The sequence below is a fragment of the Nocardia jejuensis NBRC 103114 genome (genome assembly GCF_001613145.1).
Lineage (GTDB): Bacteria > Actinomycetota > Actinomycetes > Mycobacteriales > Mycobacteriaceae > Nocardia > Nocardia jejuensis.
The window spans coordinates 200,965-221,544 of the sequence record NZ_BDBU01000006.1 but is presented as its reverse complement, the minus strand read 5'-3'; the positions used below and the strand labels follow the sequence as shown (position 1 = coordinate 221,544).

The 20,580-nt window shown below is 66.0% G+C and carries 20 protein-coding genes; 14 read left to right on the top strand and 6 right to left on the bottom strand.

The window, feature by feature from the left end; genetic code table 11:
- Positions 1 to 132 precede the first annotated feature (132 nt).
- The 3 genes from NJ1_RS05940 to NJ1_RS05925 all read left to right on the top strand — a co-directional run bounded on the left by NJ1_RS05940 (position 133) and on the right by NJ1_RS05925 (position 2,896).
- The gene (locus NJ1_RS05940; RefSeq protein WP_067688405.1) at positions 133 to 906 is read left to right on the top strand and encodes a hypothetical protein; all 774 of its coding nucleotides are present in this window, start codon (positions 133 to 135) and stop codon (positions 904 to 906) included.
- A 189-nt stretch (positions 907 to 1,095) separates the two neighbouring features.
- On the top strand, positions 1,096 to 1,584 hold the full coding sequence (locus tag NJ1_RS05935; RefSeq protein WP_067688580.1) for a VOC family protein: 489 nt from the start codon (positions 1,096 to 1,098) through the stop codon (positions 1,582 to 1,584).
- Between the two features lie 769 nt (positions 1,585 to 2,353).
- Complete coding sequence (locus tag NJ1_RS05925; protein WP_169813092.1) at positions 2,354 to 2,896, top strand: SUKH-4 family immunity protein; 543 nt, start codon at positions 2,354 to 2,356, stop codon at positions 2,894 to 2,896.
- Positions 2,897 to 3,239: 343 nt separating this feature from the next.
- Here the strand turns inward: NJ1_RS05925 and NJ1_RS05920 are convergent, their stop codons facing one another.
- The 3 genes from NJ1_RS05920 to NJ1_RS37830 all read right to left on the bottom strand — a co-directional run bounded on the left by NJ1_RS05920 (position 3,240) and on the right by NJ1_RS37830 (position 5,586).
- On the bottom strand, positions 3,240 to 4,301 hold the full coding sequence (locus tag NJ1_RS05920) for a hypothetical protein (RefSeq protein WP_218025133.1): 1,062 nt from the start codon (positions 4,299 to 4,301) through the stop codon (positions 3,240 to 3,242).
- Positions 4,302 to 4,696: 395 nt separating this feature from the next.
- Positions 4,697 to 5,188, bottom strand: coding sequence for a DUF6228 family protein (locus tag NJ1_RS37835; protein WP_157573772.1), 492 nt, complete (start codon positions 5,186 to 5,188; stop codon positions 4,697 to 4,699).
- An 83-nt stretch (positions 5,189 to 5,271) separates the two neighbouring features.
- Entirely contained in the window at positions 5,272 to 5,586 is a 315-nt protein-coding gene (locus NJ1_RS37830) for a DUF1963 domain-containing protein (RefSeq protein ID WP_084477781.1), read from the bottom strand.
- A 185-nt stretch (positions 5,587 to 5,771) separates the two neighbouring features.
- On the opposite strand from NJ1_RS37830, the gene NJ1_RS05905 reads away from it, so the two are divergent.
- From NJ1_RS05905 to NJ1_RS05890, 4 genes are all read left to right on the top strand, one after another.
- Complete coding sequence (locus tag NJ1_RS05905) at positions 5,772 to 5,990, top strand: type II toxin-antitoxin system VapB family antitoxin (protein WP_067688390.1); 219 nt, start codon at positions 5,772 to 5,774, stop codon at positions 5,988 to 5,990.
- Complete coding sequence (locus NJ1_RS05900; protein ID WP_067688387.1) at positions 5,987 to 6,400, top strand: PIN domain-containing protein; 414 nt, start codon at positions 5,987 to 5,989, stop codon at positions 6,398 to 6,400. Before NJ1_RS05905 ends, NJ1_RS05900 begins: the two co-directional genes overlap by 4 nt.
- Positions 6,401 to 6,573: 173 nt before the next feature.
- Complete coding sequence (locus NJ1_RS05895) at positions 6,574 to 7,062, top strand: hypothetical protein (protein WP_067688384.1); 489 nt, start codon at positions 6,574 to 6,576, stop codon at positions 7,060 to 7,062.
- Between the two features lie 17 nt (positions 7,063 to 7,079).
- Entirely contained in the window at positions 7,080 to 7,475 is a 396-nt protein-coding gene (locus tag NJ1_RS05890) for a hypothetical protein (protein ID WP_157573771.1), read from the top strand.
- A 121-nt stretch (positions 7,476 to 7,596) separates the two neighbouring features.
- Here NJ1_RS05890 and NJ1_RS05885 read toward each other — a convergent pair whose 3' ends face one another.
- Positions 7,597 to 7,911 carry a chorismate mutase gene (locus tag NJ1_RS05885; RefSeq protein ID WP_067688378.1) on the bottom strand — a complete coding sequence of 105 codons (315 nt, stop codon included), beginning with the start codon at positions 7,909 to 7,911 and terminating at the stop codon, positions 7,597 to 7,599.
- A 676-nt stretch (positions 7,912 to 8,587) separates the two neighbouring features.
- Here NJ1_RS05885 and NJ1_RS05880 point away from each other — a divergent pair.
- On the top strand, positions 8,588 to 9,025 hold the full coding sequence (locus NJ1_RS05880) for a hypothetical protein (protein ID WP_157573770.1): 438 nt from the start codon (positions 8,588 to 8,590) through the stop codon (positions 9,023 to 9,025).
- A 66-nt stretch (positions 9,026 to 9,091) separates the two neighbouring features.
- Here NJ1_RS05880 and NJ1_RS40125 read toward each other — a convergent pair whose 3' ends face one another.
- A complete protein-coding gene (locus tag NJ1_RS40125) occupies positions 9,092 to 9,748 on the bottom strand; it encodes a TetR/AcrR family transcriptional regulator (RefSeq protein WP_067688372.1) in 657 nt (218 codons plus the stop codon).
- 199 nt (positions 9,749 to 9,947) lie between these two features.
- Between NJ1_RS40125 and NJ1_RS05870 the strand changes: the two genes are divergently transcribed.
- The 3 genes from NJ1_RS05870 (at position 9,948) to NJ1_RS05860 (ending at position 14,006) form a co-directional block, all read left to right on the top strand.
- The gene (locus NJ1_RS05870; protein WP_245717233.1) at positions 9,948 to 11,981 is read left to right on the top strand and encodes a CocE/NonD family hydrolase; all 2,034 of its coding nucleotides are present in this window, start codon (positions 9,948 to 9,950) and stop codon (positions 11,979 to 11,981) included.
- A 523-nt stretch (positions 11,982 to 12,504) separates the two neighbouring features.
- Positions 12,505 to 13,197 (top strand): GNAT family N-acetyltransferase, encoded by a 693-nt coding sequence (locus NJ1_RS05865; protein WP_067688366.1) that lies wholly within the window; start codon positions 12,505 to 12,507, stop codon positions 13,195 to 13,197.
- A 284-nt stretch (positions 13,198 to 13,481) separates the two neighbouring features.
- Positions 13,482 to 14,006 (top strand): hypothetical protein, encoded by a 525-nt coding sequence (locus NJ1_RS05860; RefSeq protein WP_067688575.1) that lies wholly within the window; start codon positions 13,482 to 13,484, stop codon positions 14,004 to 14,006.
- A gap of 10 nt (positions 14,007 to 14,016) precedes the next feature.
- On the opposite strand, the gene NJ1_RS39660 is transcribed toward NJ1_RS05860, so the two are convergent.
- On the bottom strand, positions 14,017 to 14,508 hold the full coding sequence (locus tag NJ1_RS39660) for an MmyB family transcriptional regulator (RefSeq protein ID WP_169813091.1): 492 nt from the start codon (positions 14,506 to 14,508) through the stop codon (positions 14,017 to 14,019).
- 148 nt (positions 14,509 to 14,656) lie between these two features.
- Here NJ1_RS39660 and NJ1_RS05850 point away from each other — a divergent pair, with 148 nt between their 5' ends.
- The 3 genes from NJ1_RS05850 to NJ1_RS05840 all read left to right on the top strand — a co-directional run bounded on the left by NJ1_RS05850 (position 14,657) and on the right by NJ1_RS05840 (position 20,491).
- A complete protein-coding gene (locus tag NJ1_RS05850; RefSeq protein WP_067688360.1) occupies positions 14,657 to 18,286 on the top strand; it encodes an ATP-binding protein in 3,630 nt (1,209 codons plus the stop codon).
- Between the two features lie 142 nt (positions 18,287 to 18,428).
- Entirely contained in the window at positions 18,429 to 19,061 is a 633-nt protein-coding gene (locus NJ1_RS05845) for a CHAP domain-containing protein (RefSeq protein ID WP_067688357.1), read from the top strand.
- Positions 19,062 to 19,231: 170 nt separating this feature from the next.
- A complete protein-coding gene (locus NJ1_RS05840) occupies positions 19,232 to 20,491 on the top strand; it encodes a hypothetical protein (RefSeq protein ID WP_067688354.1) in 1,260 nt (419 codons plus the stop codon).
- Positions 20,492 to 20,580: the final 89 nt, after the last annotated feature.

Sequence of the window (20,580 nt, the reverse complement as noted above, 5' to 3'; positions counted from 1 at the left end):
GTAGATGCGGCCGGTTTCTCGGGTGTCGGTTCCTGAACGTCCGGCGTCGATCGATGTAGGTGACAGTGGGTGTCTGGTGGAGGATCCGGACCTGATTGATGTGAAACAGATTGTCGGGCAGGCTGATACCCCATGCAGGCGCGTGAAAACTCCGGACACGACATCTACAAGTCCGGCTACAGCATCGAGCTGGAGCGCGCCCTCAACTGGACTTCAGGGTCCGGCGTGATTCTTTCTCAGTGTGAACACGAGGCCGCCGGTCACGCCGTCGCCGCGATCGTCGCGTTGTCTCAGGACCTGCTCGAACCTCTGGAGTTCGAAATCCTGCAATGCGCGATGAGCCACTCCTATGGAGCCCCACTTCCCGTCGAGCCTGATCCGACGTCCGGGCACCTGTATCTGAAACCTGCAGCAATACAACCGAATCCGATGTACGTGGGTGCGACGGTTGTCGATACCGAGGTGTACGAGTCCTCGATGTCCGAAGCTGTCGACACTTTGTTCGCGATGCCCTACGACCTATCTGAAGGTCAGTGGCTGTCCTGGGATGTGATTCTGGTGGGCAACACCCTGGTGCGGCTACCGGAATCGTTGGTACCGACTACCGGCGATCATCTGATCGTCGACGACATCGACAACCGCCATCGCGATGTACCGATGCCTCTCACACGGCGACCCGGCGGAACATGGGTGGGCAGAGACGGTCTCGGGCGCTGGTCCCCGATCTCTCTGCGGGTGCACAGGGAGTTCGGAAACTCCGACACCGATAGTCACGAGACGACAATCCGCCTCGACATCTCGGTGCACTGGTCGGTGTGGTGGAACGAAGGTTCGCCCGGCCGAGACATGCTCGACCGAGCGGTGGAAAGTCTTCGGGAAATGGGCTGGGTTACGCCGGGCTCGTGACTCGCCATCTATCCGAAGCTCGGCAATGGAGTGCGCCCACTCGGCCTCGGATCGCCTGCGCCGGTAAATCTTTCGCTATGCTGCGCCGACAGGTTCGGTCCGCGCACGATGCGGCAGGAGAGTCTGTTTCGGCATTCGTGGTGGGTGACGGCGAGACCGTGACCTCACCGAGTTGGTAGACAGGTGGGGGTGAACACCTTCTATCACCTGTGCTTCGTGGTTCAGGACATTCAGCGAGCGACCGAGGACCTCACGCGCACTCTGGGCGTGACCTGGGGCCCGGTCCGTGGCGGCAAGCTCGGGGATTGGGAATACAGCATCGTCTTCTCCGTCGAGGGACCACCGTTCTTCGAGATCATCCAGGGCGCCCCCGGCAGTCCGTGGGACGCGACCGCCGGGTCTCGCTTCGACCACATCGGCTACTGGTCGGGGGATGTCACGGCGGACAAGCAGCATCTAGCGGCACGGGGCGCACCTATCGAGTTCGATTCCTGCCCCTACGGCCGGTCCTTCACCTACCACCGCCTCGACAGCATCGGAGCACGAGTCGAGTTGGTCGACATCACGGCTCAGGATGGGTTTCTCGCCATGTGGGCCCCGGAAGGGGCGACGATGCCGGTGCTCGACCTCGACGACCCGAGCGCGCGTGGGAAAACCGTTGACCGCCAACCGGACTGAGGATATCGAGTTGGAGGTCACACCTCGCGTGATGGGGATGCCCCCTGGCATCGCATTCGGCACCGACACACAAAACATCCTGCAGGCAGTTGCGGACGTTCTTGTGCCGCAGTCTGTCTGGCCGCCGCCTGCGCCGGGTTGGCCGGTTCGGTCAGCCCGGTATGCGGCAGATCAGGGCGTTGAACCCGCCGAGATGATCTCGGCCCGTTGACCATCGGTAATGCTGAGTGGCCGATCCGAACAGCGCGTCTCGCGGTGGAACGGATGCTTGAACGCGAATTTACTCGCTGTACTTATGACTTTCGAAGGTCCAAGGCTCCTGCGGTGTCGATCGCCATGCCTGAGTACCGGGCGGCATCGTCGCCAAAGCCGCGAACGTGTCGTCTGCGGCGACCATGTGCTCGACACAAACCAGCGCAGCGTTCCCGTTCGGATCATTTACGCCGTCTGCGATCGTCCAGTCGCCGTCATCCCAATGGGTGACCAGCCGGGCAGGCTCTGAGCCCTCCATTACGGTCCGATGGACGATAACCCCCAAGTGCTGCGGAAACTGGCCGGCAGGATATGGCCACGCCACACCGCGTAGAACTTCATGCGTCACCCGGACAGCGTGCCAGACCAGACGCTGAGAGGCGACCGTGAGCCTCTCTGCATTGGCGCGGGTCGCGGCATTACAGTGCGTCCCCAGGTTGTCGTCGACCGCGCGGTCGGCGGGTCAGCTGTTCGGACCGTAGGATTCTGGCGTCAAATGATGGGGCAAGAGAGTGCAGTGATTGAACTCGGTGAAGAGTATGTGAGGACATGGGGGACGGACAATGTCGTCAAATACCCACGCGCCCGGTGGATTCGAGACTTCCTTGCACCGGAGGCGAGCTATCCGGACATCGATTTCATCCCTATCGACATGTCGGCGGTGTTCACCTGCTTTCTCGATGGGAACGAATACGACCTGTACGAGCGAGTAGACCTTGATCTTGGTGCGGGTGAGGTCTTTCCGATGATGGTGATCGGTGCCATCCCTGCCGATCCCGATGCCATGGTGTTCGGATTCGACGTCAACGGGGGTCGGGTGGTGCTTCTCGGCGTCGAGAAGTGGACTCTCGAGCTTGTGAACTCGAGCTTCCGATCGTTTGTGGAGTTTCTCCACAGGTTCTCGGTCTTCATCGATGCGGACACCGGAATCGAGGGGCGGGCGGATCGGGCGACCGAGCTCCGTGAAGAGCTCATGGAGATCGATGAGGGGGCATTCAGAAGCTCGCAGTCCTGGTGGGCAATGGCAATGGTCACGCTCGGGGCAATGGAGTCGAGATAGTCGGCTCGGAAGGCTGTGCCCGAGCTTCCGGCACCGCCAATGTTTAGCCCGGCGGTCAGCGGCCGGGGTAGCGCAATTCCGGTCGTGGCAACGACATCGGATACTCGGCATGTCAGTGCGTTGGGAAACCGCTGTCGGGCAACCGGTTTGGTCGGCCGCCCGAGCGCGGGTCGCGGCAGTACAGTGCATTGGCCGCCAGCGCCCTCGCGGAACTTCGAGGCGGTCAACGTGAGCAACCTGGCCACCTTCGACGAGGACTACCGAGTACCGCACGTGCGGAATACGGGCATGTCACCAATCCGGGCCGTTTCCCCGCCGCTACCATCGCGCCTCGCGCGGCCGACTAGTGCATCAGATCGGTGTGGGCGTGTTCCGGCGCCGTCGCGCAGACGTAGACCTGCTGGTTGTAGCCGCTGCCTATCTGGACCTCGGTGTGGTTGAAGCCGATGGATGGTTCATGCGCCGGTTCCTGGTGTGGGAGCCAGCTTTTGCCGTCGCCGGTCTCGAAAGTGGCGATGGTCAGCAGGGCATCCATGTCGCTGCCGCAGGTAGGGCAGAGCAGGGGGTGGGGGTCGATGGCGCCCCAGCCAGGCCAGCCGCCGACTCTCCAACCGGGAGCGACGGACAACTCGAGGTTGTAGAACTCGTGCGGGTACGACGCGTAGGCGCTGTCCACATCCGTCTCGGCTGCCTGCCACAGGCTCCAGTCTCCGATCTGCTCCCGGAGTTCCTTGCTCAGGTCCCTGTGGTCGGGGTATTCGGTGACCTGCTCCGGGTTGAGCAGGCACGGCGCGGGCACGTAGCCGTCGAACTGCACCGCGGGCGGTTCGGGGGGCGTGGCGAGGATGTCGGTGACGGTGGCGGCCGACCGCCAGAACAGCGCGGTCTTGGGCATGCCCGCCGAGTGGTCGAAGGGGCACCACAAGACCTGGAGCAGGTCTGCGCCTTCAGGGGTGTGCAGATCGGGCACGTCGTGCGCGTAGAGCTGCGCAACCGGCAGCATCGCTATGGAACCCTCATAGGGGGCGATCGCCACCGTGACCGGATACTCCTGCGGGGGGCGGATTCGTTCGAGGGTCTCTCGTTCCTCCGGGGTCAGGGTCCTGCCGCGCGAGGCGGCACGAATCCGCCGTTCCAGCCTCACCTCCGCTGGGGACAGGGCCGGATTGACTCCGTCCACGACATGAGGTTCGTCGCAGTGCGGCCATGGCTCGTCGGCGGGCCAGAGCAGCGGTCCGCCGATGGAACTGTCCTGCGGTGACGGCGACCCCGGGCGGGGGTGTAACCGGGTTGCCGCGCGTGCCAGCGGAGCCAGGTCGGGGAAGACGGTGGTGACGTCGAACGGCCGTGGCGGAGTGGTCGGGATGCCGGTCATGGCCGCGATATTGCCAAATGGCTCTGACAATGCCGAAAACCTGGATTCCTTCAGGGCGAGTTCGAGTGTTCCCCCGCGGCTTTGGTATCGGCGAACCGCCCGAACTGAGCGCAGCCCGACAGGGAGGCTTGCCGCTAGCGTCGCCCGAAGCGTCGGGGTCCGCGCAGCTCGAACCGGGCACCGCGGGCTTGTGAAAGATCAACGAGCCGAGGACCTTTGGTGCCAGTCGAACGCACGCACATCGGAAGATCAGTGCGTTCCGATGGCGCCGGATCGATGCGACCGTTCGATCTTATGAGGCGCCGCGACTGGCCGGTTCGGTCAGCGCGATCAGCGACAACAGCGGAGTGCTCGTGTGGAAGGTCGGTTGGTCGACGGCTGCTCGGCCGACCTTGCCTGTTGCACCGGTTACGAGAATCATGGGCTCAGAACGGACGGAGAAATCGGTGTACCGCGGCTGTCAGTTGGCGAAGTTGTTCGCCGGCTTCGGCTTTGATCGTGCTGGTTGCGGTCCAGGCAGTCTGGCCATCGGATCGCAGGGTCAGTATCCAGTCGAGTCGGATGTGCCGATGCACGTGCCGGGCATCGATCCGAAGTTCATGGTCAAGGCTCTCCCAGCTTCGAATCCCCTCCCAACCCGCGAAGTCGTTGACGAGTGAATCCAAGAAATGAGGCAGTGAACGGCCGCCGTCCACATCGAGCAGTAGCGCGTTGACGGTGGCGGTCATCCCGTTCGCAGACAGTTCGGCACACATCGCGACGAATGCGTCGTCCTGGGGCATGCCGTCGCTGTAGGGCATCGTGCGATGCCACAGACGTACACGACTGCCGAGGTCGCGATCGGATAGTTCGATCGCTTCGTCCCGCTCGATCATCTCCTCGTCGAATTCGCAGATCACAGGGTTGAGAGTAGTCAAGATCGGCAGAATTCCATCGTCACTGAAATCGTTCTGCGAGTGATGCTTCGACCTTCGCTGCGCCGTCTGGATTCAGTGCCCGATCAGTGGCTCTCCGAGTGCACTCGAGCGGCTTCGAGATTTCCTGCCGCGAGGTCGTCCGGATCGATGAAGCAATAAAGCCTTCCGCAATCGGCGAAGACCATCTTGTTCGAGTATTCGCTGTCGATCTGTACCAGCAGGAGCTGTCCCGAAGGCTTGTCGCGCTCGGAGTAGAAGTGCTTCTCGGCGTCGCTGCCGGGTAGCACGCCTAGTGCTGTGGAACCAAAAGCCTTGGGATGGCGGCTTATCGAACCGTCCGACGATTTCGAGGACCGGGAAAGTACGAGCCCCGCTGCGTGGCCGATGGACCGCACCACGTTGTACTGGTGGTCGCCGGCCTTCTAGCGAGCCGGCAGTGGATCGCCGACGGAGTGACCGCATTCGCCTCTGCCGCTACTCGGCACCACATCGGGTTCGCTGGCATCGGATGGGTAGACGCAAGTCGATGGCCCCATGATGCCGCTCGATATATAATCAGTCATATAACAATGAGGAGGGCGTCATGACTGTCACCAGTGTCGACCTGGATCCGCAATTGATCGAGCGTGCCAGGGCACTCACGGGCGAACGATCGAACCGAGCTGTCATCGACCTCGCGCTGCGGCGACTCATTGCCTCGAAGCAGAAGGGTGCGATGATCGACGGTATCGCCGGGCTGACCGACCTCGGAGACGAACTCGGCGCGCCGGTGGTTTCTCCGGACGAGTCGCGGTCCGCGTGACCGACTACCTTGTCGACAACTCGGTCTGGGCAAGGCTGGCCACCGGAGACCCGGGTATCACCGCGCGGCTGCGCCGCATCGAACGAGCGCCGTCAGACCTATTCGTCACCTGCCCGCCGCAGGTGCTCGAGTTCTGCCGCAGCGCACGGACGCCCGAGGAATACGGCCATTACCGAGAGCAGATCTCACTCGGGTTCCCGCTCGAGCATGCTCCTGAGGAATCGCTTGTGCTCGATATTCAGGCGGCGCTGTGGAATGCCGGCCTCGTCCGTGCGGCCGGGTCACTCGACATCCTCATCGCGGGCTACGCCATCGTGAACGATGCGACCGTGCTCGCCGCGGACCACGACTACGAGCACATCGCAAAGGTATCCGACCTGCGGTGCGAGTACATCGCGCCGTCGTCGTGACGTTGTTTCGCTAGACCTGTCTCCAACGGCAGGGAGTCGCTCACGCTCTGGAGCGGAATCTCCACGGCACGACGGTGGCGACCTCGGCTACGGTTGCCGCGCTCCGACGCCCCGAAAATCGGGGGCATCGAAAAGTGATGTGAACCATCCATGGTTCACAAATAATCTCGGCCATGATCACTTTGAGAACCGGTCGTCGCATCGCGGCCGGTGCGGGGTTGGCGATGGCGGCGGCGATGTCGCTGTCGACCGGAACGGCAACGGCCGCAGCGGGACCCATCAGCGTGTGGGTGGGTGGTGGGCCGGATCTGCTGGCCTGCCGGGCCACGGCGCAGACGTGCAATCTCACCGCCTATGTATTCGATATGTCCGCTCCGGTGACCATCAGCGTCGATGGGCAGGCTCTCGCCACGGGAATGCCGGTGCCCAGCCCCGGCACCAACTCGGACGGCAAGCTCGACGTGACCTGGATCCCCAAGACCGCGGGCCAGCACGTGGTGAGTGCGAAGCAGGGGAGCCTGAGTTACGAGGTCACCGTGCGGATCATGGACAACGGCTCGCTCGAGGCGACCGCCGAGCGGGTGCACCGCGCGGTGATCGAATTCGGATGCGAGACAGGGTCGGGCGCGCTCGGTTCGGGCCTGTGCTCGCCGCACTGGTGATCGGAAAGAAGGAAAACATGCGTCCTCTACTGACCGGCGCGGGCGTGCTGTCCGCCGCCCTCGCGCTGGCCGCCGGGGCTGCCCACGCCGAGAGCATTCCCATCTCCCTGTCCCTGTCGAGCGCCGGTCCTGATCAGTACGGCTGCGTGTTCACCGGGTTGTCCTGCAGTATTTCGGTCGGCAATGTCACGGACTACACCACGCCGATCGCCATCAGCGTGAACGGTGCTCCGCTGGGCACGGTCTTGCCCACCGGCCAATGCTGCGATTCCTACAACCTGGTGTGGACTCCTCAGAAGGCGGGCAAATACACCGTGACCGCCAAGCAGGGAACTCAGACCGACGAGAAGACCGTTCAGATCGTCGACGAGAATTCCCTGCAGGGCATCATCAAGCGCTACATCGGCAGTTGAGTGCGCGGTCGCCGGGGGAATCGCCGCCGGCGACCCGCGTCCGCCTCGGACCGGGGAGCCGCGACGGCTGGTCGGTCAAGGGGAAGGCTTCACGGTCGAAAATATTGTCTCCGAACGGGTTTCAGTCGCTGGCGGCCGCCGAGTCCGCTGCGGATGACGACTCGGTGAGGCTGCGGTGCCGGCGCTGCTCCAACTCGATGAATCCATCGATCAGCGTCGTGTACACCTGCTCGATGAGCGCCGGTTCCACCCCGTGGCGCAGGGCCAGCTCGCGCAAGCGCCGCATCATCCGTTCACGTCGTTCGGGTGCGCGCACCTCGTCCGCGTTGCGTTTGAAAGCCGCCGCACTCATCACCAATCGTTGTCGTGCTCCCAGCAATTCGACGATCTGCGCGTCGATCACGTCGATCTCACGGCGGACATCCTCCAGGGACATGGTCCTCGATCCTTTCGATTCGAGGCCACCGCTGTGCACCAGCCGGGCGAGATATGGCGATCGGCTACCGCACACCCGGCGGCCGATACACAAGCGCACGTCAGGTCGGAAGGAACCCCGACCACCACGACTGCGCCATCAACATCACGGCCACATCAAATCACATCGTGGACGGCGAGGGGGTGGGTAGTTCGCCGATCGAATCGGGTGGTGCGGCTACAACCGGCAGTGCCCCGAGCTCGCGAGGTGATAAACCGGACAATTGGAACCAGTTTGGGGGCACCGTGTTTGAAGGGTGACCGGCGGGATATCGCCTGTGCGGTATCTCGCTGCTGAGGGGCTCGCCTCTCGCTCGCAGCAGGCGCCGGCCGCTTCGGCGGTCCGGGTCCTGGCCTGCACCAGGGCCCGACGCGGTACACCGCCGCACCGGCGGGCGGGAACGACATCCCTCCTGGCCGTCGGTGCGGCGATCGGTAGTGATGCGGTGCCGGTCCGGGCGATCTGCTCGGGTCGGCACCGCGTCATCGTTCGCGGCCGTGGCGACAACGAATCGTCGCGCCCCTGAAAGTGGGGGCGGTCGCATTCTGTGAAACTCAATCCTTTCACTATTTGTGAACGTTAGTGTTCGTAAAACCTCCTTCGAGGTCTGTGAACATGTGGAAGGAATCTCATGGCTATGAGTTGGTCGCGTGGCGCTGGAGTGGCATCGAGCCTGGTCGTGGGGGCGGCGGTGTTGCTGCTCGCGGCACCGAACGCCACGGCCTCGACGTGGGGCGACGTGACACTGGAGAAGTCGAACCCGCAGGCGGGATGCAGCTACAAGGTGACCAGTGGTGATCTGGTCGGCGGCGGCAGCAGTTCGGTCAACGGCGCGAAGGTCACGTTCTTCGACGACGGCGCCGTGATCGGCTCCGGCACGGTGGGCGGCGGCCTGCTGGGGAATCCGGCGAAGGTCACCTGGACGCCGAAAACCGCTGGGCAGCATGTGCTTACCGCCTCGTCCGAGTATCTCGGCGGTGGCAGTGGCTTCGAACTGACTCCACTGACCGTGCAGGTCCGCGAGTCCTCGTCCACCGGGAGCTTCGGCTGCCCGCTGCCGAGCATCTCCGGCTGACGCCCGAACTTCACTCGATCCCCTCGGGCGGCGTGTCGTGCCCGCTGCCCGCCACGGAAACCTCGCTCACCACTCCGGAACGCCGAAGAGGGCGACGGTGGTTCGGTAGAACTCGTCGTCCAGTTCGGCCAGGGCATCCGGGCCCTGGAACTGGATGCAGTCCCGGATGCGGTCGTCGATGCCGCCGATGAGCAGTTCGAAGGCCGCCGCGGGGATGTCCGAGGGGATGTCGCCGGTGTCGCGGCCGATGGCGAATACGGCTTGCATGCGTTGCGCGAGACGGGTTTTCATGTCCCGGCGTTGTTCCGCGACCGCGAAGTCGACGGCCAGGCATTCCACGTGCAGCACCCGTGCGATCAGGCTCTCCTGCACGAGGGCGCCCAGGTAGGTTCGCAGAGTCGTTCGCAGCAGTGCGCGCCAGTCCTGGCGCGGCGTGTCCGCGACGCTGTCGGCCATCATCACGGTGACGGTGTCGACCGCGTACTCGAACGCGGCGGCGAAACACTCCTCGCGGCTTCGGAACTGCTCGTAGAAGGTGCGGCGCGATACCTGTGCCCGTGCCACGACGGCGGCCACACTCGTTGCGGCATAACCCTTCTCGGCGATGACCTCCGCCATCGCGTAGAACATGCGGATCCGCTGCGATCGCACGACATCCGCCGGATCGATGCCGTGGGTGCCCGGAGGCAGTCGGCGCCGGTCGATATGCGATGCGAGGGACATCGGACCAGGATATCGGGTTCCCTCCAGTGTCTCCGAGCACACTTGTGCACCGAAAGTGACATGGGTTACTCTTCCCCGCAGGATAGGTACGAGATTGTTTTTAAGTGGGGAGCGGGACATGCCTGGATCGATGAACGACTCGATGCGACGACCTCGGGGTGGGCGATGGCGGCGATTCGCCCCGGTAGCCGTCCTGGGCGTGACGTTGTCGACGGCGACGCTGTTCGTGGTGCCCGCGCAGGCCGACTCGACACTGCCGGTGGACGGCGGCGCGCTCGCCCAGCAGTGGAAGGCCGAACACGACAGTCCAGCCCCCGAATATCCCGGCCGATTCCCGGGTGATGTCGATGTCCAGTTCGATGTGCCGATCACCATGAGCGACGGCACCGTCCTGAAAGCCAATATCTACCGGCCGATGGACGCGACCGGGCACCCGGTCACGACACCGCTGCCCACCATCGTGAACATCACCCCGTACACGAAGTTCGTATCGTTCATTGCCGATGTCGCGCAGTCGATTCCGTGGCTCTCGGACGCGTTGCTGGAGTTGATCAACCGGTTCGACTTCGCCGGCACCCCGTTCGATTCGATCACCGATCTCACGAAGGTGCTCGGCGGTGGCGCGGGCCGGGCGTTCGGCGCCGACCGCAAGATCGTCCAGCAGGGCTATACCTATGTCATCGCCGACACCCGGGGTACCGGGTATTCGCAGGGTGACTGGAAGTTTCTGCAGGACAGGGAAACTCAGGACAGCACCGAGCTGATCGACTGGGCCGCGCGGCAATCGTGGTCCGACGGCAAAATCGGCATGACCGGAATCTCGTACTCGGGGATCAATCAGTACAAGGTGGCGGAGCTGAATCCGCCTGCGCTCGAGGCCATCTTCCCCATCGAGGGGTCCACCGATCCCATCAACGACGTCGCTCTTCCGGGTGGGACGCTGGGGGCGTTCGGGCCGGTGTACATCGCGCTCGTCGACCTGATCTCGAACTTTCCCGATCCGATCGGGGTCCTGCTCGGGCATCTGGATCTGAAATGGCTGGTCGATCGGGTGAACACACCGCTCGAGTTCTTCGATCTCATCCTGGCCGCGCTGTCGCTGAACGTGGATTCGATACCGCAGCCGCTGAAGGACGCGATCGCCCCCGGTGCGTCGATGCGCAACGCGCTCACCGACTATCACCCGGACAGGATCCAGGTTCCGACCTTCGCCTACGGCGGGTGGCAGGACATCTTCTCCTCGTCCAACGCGCGCAGCTTCCAGAATCTGACCGGACTGGGCCCGGATCGGAAGAAGCTGATCATGGGCGACACCTATCACGCGAATCCCGGTGCGCACCTGGGAGATCCGGGGGCTCCGCCGCGTCTGGACGTGCTGCAGCTGGCCTGGTATGACCACTGGCTCAAGGGCATCGACAACGGGATCGACACCTACGGCCCCGTGGTGCTGAAGTCGCAGAACGGTGGTTGGCGGGTGATCGACGGTTACCCGGGCCAGCCGGACATCGACTACCGGCGCATGTATCTCTCCGGTGCGCACACCGGTACCGCGACCAGCGTCTACGATGGCTCGCTGGTGCCTGATCCCACTTCGGAGACAACAGGTTTCACGGTGTCCCCGGCGACCGGCATCACCGGACTGTGCTCGCGGGACTCCGCGGTGGAGACCATCGGCGCGCTGAGTCTGTTCAACTTCTGCGCCCGGGACGACCGCATCCACGAGTTGGGCGGGCTCACCTTCACCAGTGCGCCGCTCACCGAGGAGACCCGCCTTTCGGGCACGGCGAACGTGCATCTGCTCACCAGCTACGAGAACGTCGAAGGCGATTGGGCGGTGACGGTCAACGACGTGTTCCCCGACGGGCAGTCCATGGTGCTGGCGTCGGGGCAGCTGGCCGCGAGCCTGCGCGCGATCGACGAGGACCAGAGCACCCGGGACGGCGACGGCGACCTGATCCACACGGTGTACAAGCTGACGCTGGATACCCGTCAGCCCCTGGTCCCCGGTCAGCCGACCGCGGTGGATATCGCCGTCAATCCGATGGACGCGGTCCTGGCCCCCGGTCATCGACTGCGGGTGAACGTGTACGCGTCGAACTTCCCGCGCGGATTCCTCGCGCCGCCGCTGCTGTTCGACGGCGGCATTCTCAATGCCCTCGACCCGCAGCACATTCTGCTGGACGGCAACGATCCCAGTTTCATCAAGCTGCCGCTGAACCGGCCGCTGCCCTAGCGGGACACCCAGCGGGCCGATTCGCGCACAGCGTGTGCGGATCGGCCCGTCGGGGTCGGTGGCGTCCAACTGTCTCGGAAAGCAGCCGGAGAACACTGGGAGAATTTTCGGTGACCTCGAGGCCGGTCCGGGGTGGTGAGGGTGAAATCGGACGATTGTCCTGATTGCTGCCGGGAGTGCGCGGGCGGGCGGGGGAGTGCGCGCCAAGGGTTGGCAAGGGGTATCGAGGGGTGGCGGGCGATGCCGGAGGGCGGGTTGGGAGAGGTGTCCGGATTCGAGGTCTGACCTAGTATTTTGGGGGTTTGGCGGGACTCGGGAAACCGCCGGTGCGACACGCGGTAGCGGGTCGATGAATTTGTGTGCAGCCTTCCTTGCTGTGCGCTGGTGTTCCGCTATCGTTCACCCCACTATTCGATGCTGCTACTGGCGCGCCAGGGCTGGTTCGTCGACTCCGGAGTGAGTGGCCGGTGCGGCACAACTACCCGACGCGGGCCCCCGACCGCTTTCCGAAAGATGAGGGATCGTGCCTGTACCCCTTACTCTTGCCGGCCGTCTGGTACGGCTGGAACCCCTTGCACCGCATCATGCCTCGGGTATTTCGGAGGCCGCTGCGGCCAACCGCGACGAGTTCGGGTTCACACCTGTCCCACACGGTGTGGACGAGGCGCTGGAATACGTGGCGCAAGCATTGAACGGACATGCCACCGGCACCTCGCTGGCCTTCGCCATCATCGCGATGGCGAGCGGGCGGGTGCTGGGGTCCACTCGATTCAGCCGATTCGACTACTGGCAGGGGCCGGTGGTCTGGCCGCTGGTACACGGGATGCCACCGGGAGATCCCCTGATGGCGACGCCCGACGCGGCCGAGATCGGCAACACCTGGCTGTCCCCGCAGGCGCGTGGTTCCGGGATCAACCTGGAGTCCAAGCTGCTGTTGCTGCAGCACGCTTTCGAGGTGTGGCGGGTGCGGCGCATCGCCATGCGGGCTGATGTCCGAAATATGCGTTCCCGCATGGCAATCGAGCGATTGGGCGCCACCAGCGACGGAGTGCGGCGGGCGCACTCCCGCGGCTTCGACGGCGAGGTGCGCAGCACGGCGTTCTACTCGATCTTGGACGAGGAGTGGCCGACTGTCCGGGCCACCATCGACCGTGAGCTCGCCGCGCAGCCCACGCGAACCCGCCGCCTCGGGGCGCAGGGGCTGATCGACGCCTGACCGGGGCTGATTCGACCGCAGGCCGACCGACCCGGCCTGCGGTGCCCGACTGTGCTCTCCCGGGCGGAATGCTGCGGGCAACCCCTCGATCCGATCATGCGCGGCGACTATAATTCCCGGTGTCGCACAGGTCGGACGTCGAGGAGACAGGTCCGAGTCGGGTGACTCGGCGACCGGCACGAACCTCGGATATCAAGACAGCAACCGGGCGCGGAGCCCGCCGAATTCTCCCGGGCCACGGCTCAGGGGAACGGGGCTCCACTCTTTCTCGTCAGGAGATGCGCATGCCCGACCCCATGCACACCAAGGTCTGCCTCTCGGACAGCGTGTCCGGTTCACCCGTGCTCACTCTGTTCCTCGTTCCCGAACCCCGGGTCGCGGGCGCGAGCATGCTGCACCTCGTGGAGCAGACACCGCTGGTTCGAGGCCGCGAGCCGCGAACCGACCCCACCCTCGTCGACTGGTTGCAGGGGCACGGCGCGCCCGCGATCCGGACCAGCTTCGTGGCCTTCGGCCCGGGGCTGCACGATCCGCGCCGGGTGCACGGCGTCCTGCACGATCACTTCATCGCCGAGCCGGCGCCGATCGGACTCGATATCGACGACCCGGACGAGCTCACCCGCCTGTCCCTGCTGCCCGAGCATCCGCTCGGCTCCCGGCGGATCGACGATTTCCACACCCATGCCGTGCGCACGGCGATGTTCGCGGTGTATCAGCACTTCGGGGTGGATCAGCGGATCCCGCTGATGTATCACGGCTATGCCGAGCCGGAGGACGGCTGGTTCGAGCCGCCCGCCGCGCAGGCGTGAGCCTGCGGCGCTAGTCCGCCGATACGATCTCGGGGGACACGGTCAGCAGCCACCACGGCCGGCTCGGGCTCTGAAATCCGAAGGTCTGCACGTACATGCGCTGTTCGAGACGCGTCTCCGGCTCCATCATCAGCACGGTGCGCTGTTCGGGATGCTCACGGGCGGTGTCGTTCTCCCACATCGCATCCCAGTCCGGCGCACGGCGGGCCAGGGTCAGGATCTCCTCGATGCGTTCGGGCCGGATGTGTTTCGGCGCGATGTCCCGGAATGTGGAGACCATGAGCTGCGCTTCACCCTGCCAGTCGGCGAGCCGGTAGCGGGCCATCGGCTCGAGCAGGATGGCGGTGAGCAGGTTCGCGCCCGGTCCGGTGCCCGGAAACAGCTCCCGGAAGGCGGAATTGGCCGCGACGACATCGAAGGCGCTGTCGTGCAGGCAGGCGGGATTCCGGATGCTGTGCAGCACTGCGAGATCGGCAGGCGGCGGCCGGGGCGGGTCGAACACCCTTGGCAGTGTGCGGGACAACTCTTCGCGTCCTCTTCGTATCGGGTTAAGCCGGATCACAAGACTGGGCGTTCCCGCAGAATTTCTGTCATATTTAAGATCCTGTTTGGTTTGGTTTCGAAGTGGGTATTGGGGGTTTCTCGGCGCCATGGCGGTCACGCGGATCGGGGTGCTGGGTCCACTGCACATCAGCATCGACGGCAAACGGGTGCCGCCCGGAGCCCCGATGCAGTGCGCGGTGCTGGGGCGATTGGTGGCGGCGGGCGGGCGAGTGGTGCCCACCGACCGGCTCATCGACGACCTCTGGCACGGTGCTCCACCGGTCAAAGCCGTTGCCGCGCTGCAGGTCTACATTCACAATCTGCGCCGGGTGTTCGAACCCGAGCGGCCGCGGCGGGCGCGCTCGCGCGTCATCGTCTCCGAATCTCACGGGTACGCACTGAATCTGGAACCCGAACATGTGGACGCGTGGCAGTTCGAGCGGCTCCTGCACGGTCACGAAGCGGCCATGCGCGATCCGGCCGGGCGGCCGGATCCGCTGGAACAGTGCCGAGTGCTCGATGCCGCCCTCAGTTGCTGGCACGGCGCCGCATTCGAAGCCTTCTCCGGAATGCCCTGGGCGGCACAGGAAGCTGCCCGGCTCGCCGCGCTGCGCCTGACCGCCGCCGAACTGCGGGCGCAGGCGGCGCTGGAGATGAACCGGCCCGCCGAGGTGGTGCTCGCGCTGCGGCCGGTGTTCGAGGAGTATCCGGGGCGCGAGGAATGCGCGCGACTGCTCGCGCTGGCGCAGTACCGGCTCGGACAATCGCTGGACGCGCTGGTCACCGTCCGCCGCAGCCGCGAATTCCTCACCCACGAATACGGGGTGGATCCGGGACCGGGACTGCGGGATCTGGAGACCGCGATCCTCACGCACTCGGTGGAGAACGACACGCCGTCCGTGCCCGCGTTCGTCCGCACCAGCCCGCCCGTGCCCGCCCCGGCTCCGGAACCGCTGCCGGACAACGGGTACGGGCCGCAGCGCGCCGCGGTGCTGGCCGCCGCGGATGCCGCCGCCGCCGGACACGTGCGGCTGATCTGGCTCGCGGGTGAGGCCGGGGCGGGCAAGACCACTCTCGCCGCCGCGGTCACCGCCCACCTCGCCGAGCGGGGCTGGACCACCGTGTTCGGCCGCTGCCCCGAGGTCGAGGGCGCGCCGCCCGCCTGGGCGTGGGCCGAGGTGCTCACCGGTCTCGATGCGGCCGACCCCGAAACATTCACCGACGCGGATGCTTTCACGCTGGCGCGCCGGGTGGTCAAGTCGTGCCGGGAGCGGTCCGCGGACACTCCCATCGCCGTGGTGCTGGAGGACGTGCACGGCGCGGACACCGCCACCCTGCAGGTGCTGCGGCAGGTGGTGAACTGGCTGCGTGATCAGCCCATCCTGATCGTGGCCACGCTGCGCGGCACCGAATCCGGGCCCGGGGTTCGCGATACCGCCGGTGCGCTGGCGCTTTTCACCGCCGACCGGATCGAACTCGACGGCCTCGACCTGCCCGGCACCCGGCGGGCCGCCGCCGACGCCGGACTCACCGAGATCGACGACCGCACCCTGGAACTGCTGCGGCTGCGCACCGGCGGCAATCCGCTCTTCATCCGCGAGCTCGCGAAACTCGTTGCCAGCCAGGGAACCACCGACGCCCTGCCCGACAGCGTGCGCGATCTACTCGGCCACCGCGTGGCACAGCTCCCGGCCGAGGTCGTGGAACTGCTTCGCCACCTGTCGGTCTGGGGCGAGGAGAGCGAGGTCAACATCCTCGCCGCCGCCACCGGCCTGCCCGCCGACACCGTCATCGACCTGGTCGCGACCGCCGAGTCCGCACGGCTGCTGCGCACCGAACGCACCGGCCGCATGACCTTCGACCACGCCCTGGTCCGCGAGACCGTCTACTACGAGATCCCCCTGCTGCGCCGCGCCCGAATGCACTGGGCCGCATTCGAACTACTCCGCACCTCCACCCTGCCCGCCGCCCATGCCCGGTCCGCGGAGCCCGGGACGGACACGGTGTGCGAGACCGGTCACGGTGTGTGGGCTGCGGGAGCGCCGGGCGCGGTTTCCGCTGCGGTGCGGGAACTTCCGGTGCCCGATACCGGGCCGATGTCCGAGAGCGGTGGTGCGGGGTGGTCCGGAGACGTGCCGGGCCTCGATGCCGCTGTGGTGCCGAGCCTTTCGGAGCCGGTTTCCGACGGTGCGCCGGGCTCGGAGACGCCGCCCGGTCCGGGGTTTCAGGTGCCCAGGGGGCGGGATCTGGATGCGCTGGCGCACCATGCGGCACTGGGGGCCGACGGTGAAACCGCGCCGCTGGCACTGGTATTCGTGCGGGCCGCGGCCCGCCGGTGTGTGGAACGGCGGATGCGCGCCGATGCGGTGTCGCGCTGGCGATCGGTGCTGTCGCTGCACGAACTGGCGGGGCACACCGCGCCGGGGGCGACGCGGGCGGATCAGGTCGCGGTGCTGGGGGCGCGGTGCGAGCTGGTGACCGCGCTCGCCTATGACGGGCAGCACATCGCAGCGCGTACCGCGCGGCGGGAAGCGCTCGAACAGGCCGAATCCCTCGGTGGCACAGAGCTGCTCGCGCACGCCGCGATCAGCTGGCCCACGCCGCTGATCTGGTCGGTGCAGGATTGGCACACCGCGGACCCCCGCATTCGGGAACCGCTGCGGATCGCCATGGCCGATCCGGAGCTGCCCGCGCCGACCAGAGTTCGCCTACTGGTCACCAGTGTTTTCGATCGGGCGATCGAGGATCCGTTCGGCTCCGGGCAGGACGCCGCCGCCGCGACCGCCCTGGCCGAATCGCTCGACGACCCCGATCTGCTGTGCACCGCCGTCAACGCGCAGGCCTTCGCGGCCTTCGCCGGCGCCGGATTCCTCCGGGCCGGCGAACTCGAAACCTTTGCGGCCCGGCTGCTTCGAGTCTCGACCGAGGCCGGACTCACCGAATTCCGCGCGCTCGCACACTATCTCCTGTTCCGCGCCACCCTGGCCGACGCCGATCTGGCCGCGGCCGCCGATCACGCCGCCAGCGCGGGGGTCTACGCCACCGACGGACAGCTCGGACACCTGCGCGATGCGATCGCGCCGTTCGGCATGGTGCTGGAGTTGTTGCGCGGCAATATCGACGAGGTGCTGCGGCTGCTCGCGGGCGCACGGGAGTCGGCGGCGGTCCTGCTCGACGGCGCTCCCGAGTCGATCGATCCGCAGGCGCTGCACATCGGCGTCGCGGTCTCCATCGGCCTGCTGCGCGACGACATGTCGCCCTATCTCGATGAGCTGCGCGACCGCGCGGCGGTGAACCCGGAGCTCTTCGTCTTCGGTTACGCACTGGCACTTGTGCATTCGGGTTTCCCGGACGAAGCGCGCCGGGTGCTGGCCGACGCACCGCCGCTGGCTCCGCACTTCTGGTGCACCTTCACCGCGGTGCGCGCCCGTCTGGCCGTGGCACTCGGCGATCTGCCCGCCGCGCAGGAGCGCTATGACGAACTGCTGCCGTACGCGGGCACCGTCGGTGGGCTCGAGACCGGAGCGACCGTCCTCGGGCCGATCGATTTCGTCCTGGCGGACCTGGCCGCCGCGCTCGGCGAGCCCGAACGCGCGCTCGCGCACCGGGCCGACGGCGAGCGCCTGCGGGAGCGGCTGAGCGAGGACGTGGACAAGCTGGAGCAGGTGACGAACGGCCTGCTCGAACCGTCGAAATTGGGTCCCGCCGGGCAGTCTCGACTGGTTCGCCGCGACTGACGGCACGCTCGGGGCGTGTGGAGGTTGTGTGGAGATGCTGTATGGGTGTGGCCGCTGTTGATGCCGCCGGCTCGGTTCTCCGATAATTCTTCAGGAGCGAGATTCGCGCGGCCGATCCCCGGCCGGGCGTGGGGGAGGGGCTATGACGACACTGGAGAACCCATCGGACACCTCGACACCGCGTCGGCGTCGGCGCGGGGGCCGCTGGCTCTCGATCATCGCGGTCCTGGCCACGCTGGCGATTCTGGGCGGCACCGGCGTGTACTGGTGGAAGGAGCATTCCCCGCTGGCCGCGGTGGCGGGGGACCGCATGCGGACCTTTCCCGCCGTCGACAGGACGGGGCTGGACGAAACCCAGAACCGCATTCTGGATGTGCTGCAGCGAGAATTCTCGGCACAGAATCCTGGGACGAAATACTCCGAAGGTATCGCGGAACAGTGGTGCGCGGACTTCGTGAGCTGGGTGATGCGGGAGGCGGGTCGTCCGCTCGCCAATCCGAATTCCGGATCGTGGCGGATTCCCGGCGTCTACACGCTCGAGGAGTACTACCGGGGACAAGATCGTTTCGTGGCGCCGAACGCCGAATATCGGCCCAGGGTCGGCGATGTGATGTTGTACGCCGAGGGTAGCGTCTTCAATCAGCACACGAATATCGTTATCGCTTCCGCGGACGGTCTCGTCACCACCGTGGGTGGGAACGAATTCGGCAAGGTCAGCATCCATAAGTACCGGCCGGCGGACTATTCGGGCGTCGTCGGAATCGGTCGATTGTGAACAGGTGGGTTCCACATTCTGGAAACACACCAGTCGGAAGGTGGGCGTGAGCGGCAGTTCCGCCTACGATGGTTCCCGGCGGTGCCCGGCAGCATCGCCGATCGATCCCTGTCCTGCTGCCCCCTCATCGGCAGGACAGGGGTCCCCGCCCTACCGAAGGTAATTTTTCGATGACGTTGTCCGACGAACCGACCTGGATCGATTACGCCGAATTCGGTGAACGATTCGTGGCGGCGGCGGTGACGGAATCCCGGATCGAATCCGCGGTCTCGAGTGTGGCCGGTCGCGGGATGACCATCGGACCCTTCGGAATCGGGCCCGCCGGGCTCGCGCGATTCGTCGCCAAGGGCAGCATCGGCAAGCCCACCATCGTTCGCCGCGAACCGCATGTGCACTTCGACGTGCTGCTGCCGGTGAAACTCCGGGTCGACGTCACCCTCGGCGGCCAGCGGCTACGCCTGGAAGCGGTCGTGGAAATCGACCTCACCCTGCACGCGCGCACCGCGGACCCGCTGCTCGTCGTCATCGATATTCCGCCCGTCACCGGGCGCGACGTCAGCTTCGTCATGCGCGCCCAGGCCATCGGCTCGGCGTGGGAACTGCTGCTCGATCCGATCGCCAAGATGGTGCAGCGCGAGGTCGCCAATCGGATCAATGCCATTCTCTCGGACCCTGATTCGCAGCGCGGGCGCACCTTCGACGTGGAGGCCATTCTCGACGGCACCGACTCCGCGTACCGCGGGCGGCCCACGCACCAGTGGATCAGCTACGACGAATTCGGGCACCGATTCTTCGAACGCATCGTCACCGCCGACCGGGTGCGCGAAGTCGTGGAATCCATGGCGGGCAAGCCGATCGAGGTCGGGCCACTGCGCACCGGACCCGGCAACAAGGCACAGGTCTCGGTGCGGGGCGTCGTGCGACTACCCCGCGTCGCCGCCTCCGCCGCGAGCGGCGACGTACCCCGTCCCGAGCCGCGTATCGCCGAATTGCCCCCCACCGCAGAGGCATTGGCGGCGCAGGCCGCACGGGAGGCCGCCGCGGCCGCGGCACACGAGGCCGGGCACGATCCGGCGCTGATCACCTTCGACCTCACCATTCCGGTCAGCCTCGACATCACCGTCGACGTGCTGAAGTCCAACCGCTATCGCGCCGAAGTGCAGGTGCCCGTGGCCCTGACCGCGCGCGCGGCCGAGCCGCTGCTCATCGTCATCGACGCGGCGCCGCCCAGGGCCGAGGACATCGACCTCGAGATGACCGCCGAAGGCTGGCGGGCCGCGACCCTCGGCAAGATCGCGGGTATGCGCAAACAGATAGCCGTTCAGGTCGCCCAGGTCGTCCGGAACGAGGTGTCCGACGCCTCGCGCCGCACCATCGATGTCGGCGCCCGGCTCGACGGCACGCTGTCCTCGAAGCAGCGGTCGGCCTAGTCCTCGCTGTCTTTTCGCACGCACTGCCGGGAACGGTGTTTGTTACTCGTGTTGCGTGTGCGGCGCGTGTGCATGGCGATTCCCATGTG